The organism is Polaromonas sp. UBA4122 (assembly GCA_002381615.1).
Classification (GTDB): domain Bacteria; phylum Pseudomonadota; class Gammaproteobacteria; order Burkholderiales; family Burkholderiaceae_C; genus Polaromonas.
In genome coordinates, this window is sequence record DFWY01000084.1 from 25,166 (window position 1) to 29,956 (window position 4,791).

General features: G+C 62.2%; 5 protein-coding genes and 1 pseudogene. 3 read left to right on the forward strand and 3 right to left on the reverse strand.

The genetic code is table 11. From position 1 onward, the window contains the following. Both B3F77_RS11420 and B3F77_RS11425 read left to right on the forward strand, forming a co-directional pair. Positions 1-447 (forward strand): HAD family hydrolase (locus tag B3F77_RS11420; RefSeq protein WP_293605074.1); only part of this gene is annotated, 447 nt, incomplete at its 5' end. A gap of 30 nt (positions 448-477) precedes the next feature. After that, entirely contained in the window at positions 478-1,110 is a 633-nt protein-coding gene (locus tag B3F77_RS11425; RefSeq protein ID WP_293605075.1) for a glutathione S-transferase family protein, read from the forward strand. A gap of 63 nt (positions 1,111-1,173) precedes the next feature. Here B3F77_RS11425 and hpnE read toward each other — a convergent pair whose 3' ends face one another. From hpnE to hpnC, 3 genes are all read right to left on the reverse strand, one after another. Further along, complete coding sequence (gene hpnE / locus B3F77_RS11430; protein WP_293605076.1) at positions 1,174-2,457, reverse strand: hydroxysqualene dehydroxylase HpnE; 1,284 nt, start codon at positions 2,455-2,457, stop codon at positions 1,174-1,176. Between the two features lie 17 nt (positions 2,458-2,474). Further along, positions 2,475-3,317, reverse strand: coding sequence for a presqualene diphosphate synthase HpnD (gene hpnD / locus B3F77_RS11435; protein ID WP_293605077.1), 843 nt, complete (start codon positions 3,315-3,317; stop codon positions 2,475-2,477). A gap of 119 nt (positions 3,318-3,436) precedes the next feature. Further along, positions 3,437-4,297, reverse strand: a complete 861-nt coding sequence (gene hpnC / locus B3F77_RS11440) for a squalene synthase HpnC (protein WP_293605078.1) — start codon at positions 4,295-4,297, stop codon at positions 3,437-3,439. Positions 4,298-4,369: 72 nt separating this feature from the next. Between hpnC and B3F77_RS11445 the strand changes: the two are divergent. Then, positions 4,370-4,791 (forward strand): annotated as a pseudogene (locus B3F77_RS11445) (efflux RND transporter periplasmic adaptor subunit); the annotation flags it as partial.

A 4,791-nucleotide genomic window follows, 5' to 3' on the forward strand; every position in this document is an offset into this window, starting at 1 on the left:
TACCGCTCCGGGGAAGATCCGCTGCTGGCTGAACAAGCATTCGATGTTTTTTTTGCGGAGCGTAATCGGGTCACACTGTTTGAGTGCGTGGTTCAGTCACTCGAATTTTTGTCCAGCCGGTTTCCGCTGGTGGCGGTGTCCAACGGCAACGCAGACATCAAATGCATTGGCATTGACGCGTATTTCCGGGCCAGCATCAGTGCTCAGCAGTTTGGCGTGGGCAAGCCAGACCCCCGTATTTTTCACGCGGCCGCCGGTGCCGCGGAGGTGCAGCCGAGCCAGGTGCTGCATGTGGGCGACGACGCGGCTCTGGATGTGCTGGGTGCACTCAATTGCGGCATGCAGACCGTGTGGGTCAACCGCTCTGAGCAGTTGTGGGCGCACTCCGCCATGCCGCATAAGACAGTGACCACGCTGACCGAGCTGTGTGACCTGTTCCCAAACTGAATTTGATGACCCATTTTGGAGCCGCTTTACATGACACTCAAAATCTACGGCACAGCCGCTTCGCGCGCGGCGCGTCCGCTCTGGGTGGCCCATGAGCTGGGCCTGGCCTATGAACACATTTCCATCCCTTACCTGGGCGGTGCCACGCGCACACCGGAATTTCTGGCGATCAACCCGAACGGCCACATCCCGGTGGTTGACGACGAGGGGGTGCTGGTCTGGGAGTCCATGGCCTGCGCGCTGTATCTGGCCGGTCGTTTCAAGCCCAGTGGCGCGCCATCGCTGGCGGCAGAAAATCATGCAGAACAGGCTGAAATTTTGCGCTGGAGTTTCTGGGTGGTGACCGAGTGCGAAAAAGACGCCCTGATTTTCTTGATGCACCGGCTGCTCATGTCGGCGGAACGCCGCAAACCCCAGCTGGCCGATGAAGCCCAGCGGCGCCTGCTGGGCCCGCTGCGCGTGCTGGAGCAGCATTTGCAAACGCGCAGCTATCTGGCGGCTGAGCGCTTTACCGTGGCTGATATTTGCGTGGCTTCAGTGTTGGCCTGGGTGCAAGACGCGACTGAACTGATGACGCAGTGCCCTTGTGTTGACGACTGGTTGCGCCGCTGCCTGGCGCGGCCCGCGTTCCGGGAGGTCCGGCTAATAGCAAGAAGTGCCTGAAGCCAAATATCGACGAGCGCGAGCAGCTATTTATTTAATAGCAACCATGGGGATGGAAAAAATTCAGTGCAAGCGTCGCGCGGCTGCCAGTCCTGATCGCACGGCACCTTCCAGGGTCGCCGGATAAGGCCCGGCGATGTAGTCACCGCACGCCAGCAGGCCTGCGGCCACTTCGGGTGCGGGGCGTTGCAAGCCCGGTGTGCAGGCAAAGGTGGCGCGCTTTTCCACAATGGTTTGCACGGGTTCCAGCGGGTTGAGCCCCAATTGCCGGGCCGCTTGCGCCAGCACCTGCTGCGTCAGCGTGGCGCTGTCGCCCACGCTGGCGCTGATCACGAACGCCAGCAGCCCCGCCGGACCGCCCAGTTGCTCACGGTCAAACACAAATTGCGCCGGTTCGGTGGCGCTGGCGTGCAGCGCCAGCATGGGATGGTTCAAATGCTGATGAGCTGCATGAACATAAACGGTGGTCAGGGCCTCAAACTGCAGGCCGCGCGCTTGCGCCAGCCAGGCCTTGGCCGCCACGCCGCTGCCGCCAACAAGGCGCGCCGCTTCGTGCGGTGAGCAGGCCAGCACCACGCAGTCAAAGGCGGCGCTGGTATCGGTTGTGACCGCCCAGCCAGAGGTGACAGGCGCAATGCTTTGCACGCGGGCCCCCAAATGCGCCGGGCTGCCTTGCCCAGCGATCCAGGCCAGTGCGGCATCGGGCAGCAGGGCGCTCAGGTCCACGCACGGCAGCAGCAGGTTGGAGCCACCACTTGCCGAAAACAGCGCATCGCGCATCACGCGCAGGAACACTTGTCCGCTGGCGCGCTGCGCGGGCGTGTTCAGCGCCGACACGCACAGCGGCTCGATCAGCGAGGCCATGGCGCCAGGCGTGAGGCCTTTGCACAAGTCGGTGACCGATTGCCCGGGACCGCACTGAAACCTTTTGAGTTGCCAGTCCAGCGCCACCTTGAGCAGCGACAGCTTGTCAGCCCAGGACCAGCCGCGTGCGGTGAGGATGCCGGTGAACGCGTCCAGCGGGGCCGGTATATGCGCAGACAGTTGGGGCAGCTTCAGGCCGCTGCCATCGGGGAACCGTAGCGTCAGCGGCAGGCGCAGCAATGAAGCGTCCACGTCCACGCCCAGGTCGTTCATCAGGCGCAGGGTTTCCGAATAGGCGCCAATCAGGATGTGCTGGCCGTTGTCTAGGGCGACGGGTTGGCCCGAGATCATGGCGGCCACACGCCGGGCGCGTCCGCCGGCCGTGCGGGAGGCCTCAAACAGCGTGGCTTGGTGGCCCAGGCGCGTGGCCTCTACGGCTGCGGCACAGCCCGCCCATCCAGCCCCGACGATGGCGACCTTCATGTGCTGAAGTGCACGCTTTAGACCACGCGCCCGAAGGCCTGCGTTTTCCACGCCAGCCAGAATTTGCGCAGGGGCGTGAGGCTGACGCGCTGGTGCAGCACCTGGTAGCCGTCGGCGGCAATTTCGCGCAGCAGCGCGCGGTAAATGCTGGCCATCATGAGGCCGGGCTTTTGGGCGCGGCGGTCAACTTCCGGCAGCATAGCCAGCGCTTCGTCATAGAGCGCCAGCGCACGCTGGGTCTGGAACTGCATGAGTGCGGTGAAACGTTCGGAATACTGACGCTTCAAAATCTCGTGCGCCTTCACCTCAAATTGCTGCAGTTCATTGACGGGCAGGTAGATGCGTCCGCGCAGGGCGTCCTCACCCACGTCACGGATGATGTTGGTAAGCTGGAACGCCAGCCCCAGCTTATGGGCATAGGCGGTGGTGGCGTCTTCGGTCTGGCCAAAAATGCGCGCAGCCACTTCGCCAACGATGCCCGCGACCAGGTGGCAATACTGCGTGAGGCCGGGAAAGTCGAGGTAGCGGTTTTGCGTCAGGTCCATCTGGCAGCCTGCTATGACCGCCTGCAAATGACGCGCCTCGATGTGGTAGGTGAAGGCCAGCGGCATGAGGGCTTTCATGACCGGATGGGTGGGGTTGCCGGCGTAAGACTTGGCGACCTCGCCTTGCCACCAGGCCAGCTTGGTTTGTGCCACGCCGGGATCCAGCACTTCATCGACCACGTCATCTATTTCGCGGCAGAAGGCGTAAAACGCGGTGATGGCGGCACGCCGCTCGTTGGGTAAAAACAGGAAGGCGTAATAGAAACTGCTGCCGGAAGCGGCGGCTTTTTGCTGGACATACTGCTCGGGCGTCATGCGGCGATTGTTGCACGTGAAAATGGCCCCCACGCTTTTCACTGCGTGTAATGCGCTGCCCCTGAGGGGGCTATGGCCCGTCGGAAAAATGTCTGGCTCCTGCAGACATGTGATTGTGCTCACATCAACAAGGCACGCCAGCCCATCACCACCCCATCCCAGGGGCCGAGCTTGGGGCGTTGCTGCAGGGTGTTGAAGTTCAGCGCCTCGATTTTGTCCAGAATGCGCAGGCCGCCTTGCACCACCAGCCGCAGCTCCCAGCTGCCTCGTCCGGGTACTTTCTTTACCAATTTTGAGCCTTTTAGCATGCTAGCCCTTGCGTAGCGTGCGTGAGAAGCTATCAAATTAATAGTATTCGGGTTGCTTTCCAGGCCCAAGAGCTGCGCTTCGTCAACACCGTGCGCTTTCCACGCATCGGCGGGCAGGTAAATCCGTCCGCGGGGAATGTCCACGCTCAGGTCTTGCCAGAAGTTGATGAGTTGCAGGGCGGAGCAGATGCAGTCGCTCATCCGTAGCGAGCTCTCATCGTGAACACCATAGAGATGCAGCAGCAGGCGGCCCACCGGGTTGGCCGAGCGCTTGCAGTAGTCCAGCAGTTCGACCTCGCTGGCATAGCGCTGCTTGACCACGTCCTGCTCAAACGCGCTGAGCAGGTCGGCCAGCAAATGGACGGGCAGGGCAAATTGCGTGATCACCGGGCCTAGACGCTCAAACACGGCGGCCCAGCGTGGCGAGGGCGTCAGGCCGGTGGCAGTTGCCATCAAGTCGGCACGGTAGGCCGCCAGGTCGTCCAGACGTGCCTGGGGTGCGGCATCGCCCTCGTCAGCGATGTCGTCGGCGGTGCGGGCGAACCAGTAGATGGCGACGATAGCCGGGCGCAGGTGCGGTGGGCACAGCACGGAGGCGACCGGGAAATTCTCGTAGTGGTTTATTCCCTGAATGGTGCCTTGACCGGCTAGCTGTTGAAGGTCTTGCTTCATGCCGTGGATTGTCGCCTGACAGGCCTCTGCATTTATCCTAGATTACTTACCGGTCAGTCAGTAGCTGTGTCCATGGTCTTTTGCCGCCTGATCCCCTATCCGAGTTCCCAATCCGCTCCGCCACAGGAACCGGTTCGTGCCGTGAAAGTGATTACAGTTGGAACCAACGCGTTTTCATTCAGCCACGAGTACGCCGGGGAAGTCAGGGCCCAGGTCGAGTCCAGGCTGGTTTTTCGGGTCGGCGACCAACCGGGACTTGGCGGCCGCGGATTTCCAGCGCTGCAAACAACTCAAAAACCAGAACTTCATCAGTGGCGCGGAGCTGGAGCGGCGCGAAGCGGCGTTGAAGGCTGCCCAGGCGCAACTGGAGCAAGCCCAGTCGCAGTTGGCAATGCAAGGCCATCAGGCCACCTACGCTGCGCTGGTCGCCGATGTCGTCGGGGTTGTTATGGCCATAGAAGCCGAGCCCGGTCAGGTTGTGGCGGCGGGGACAA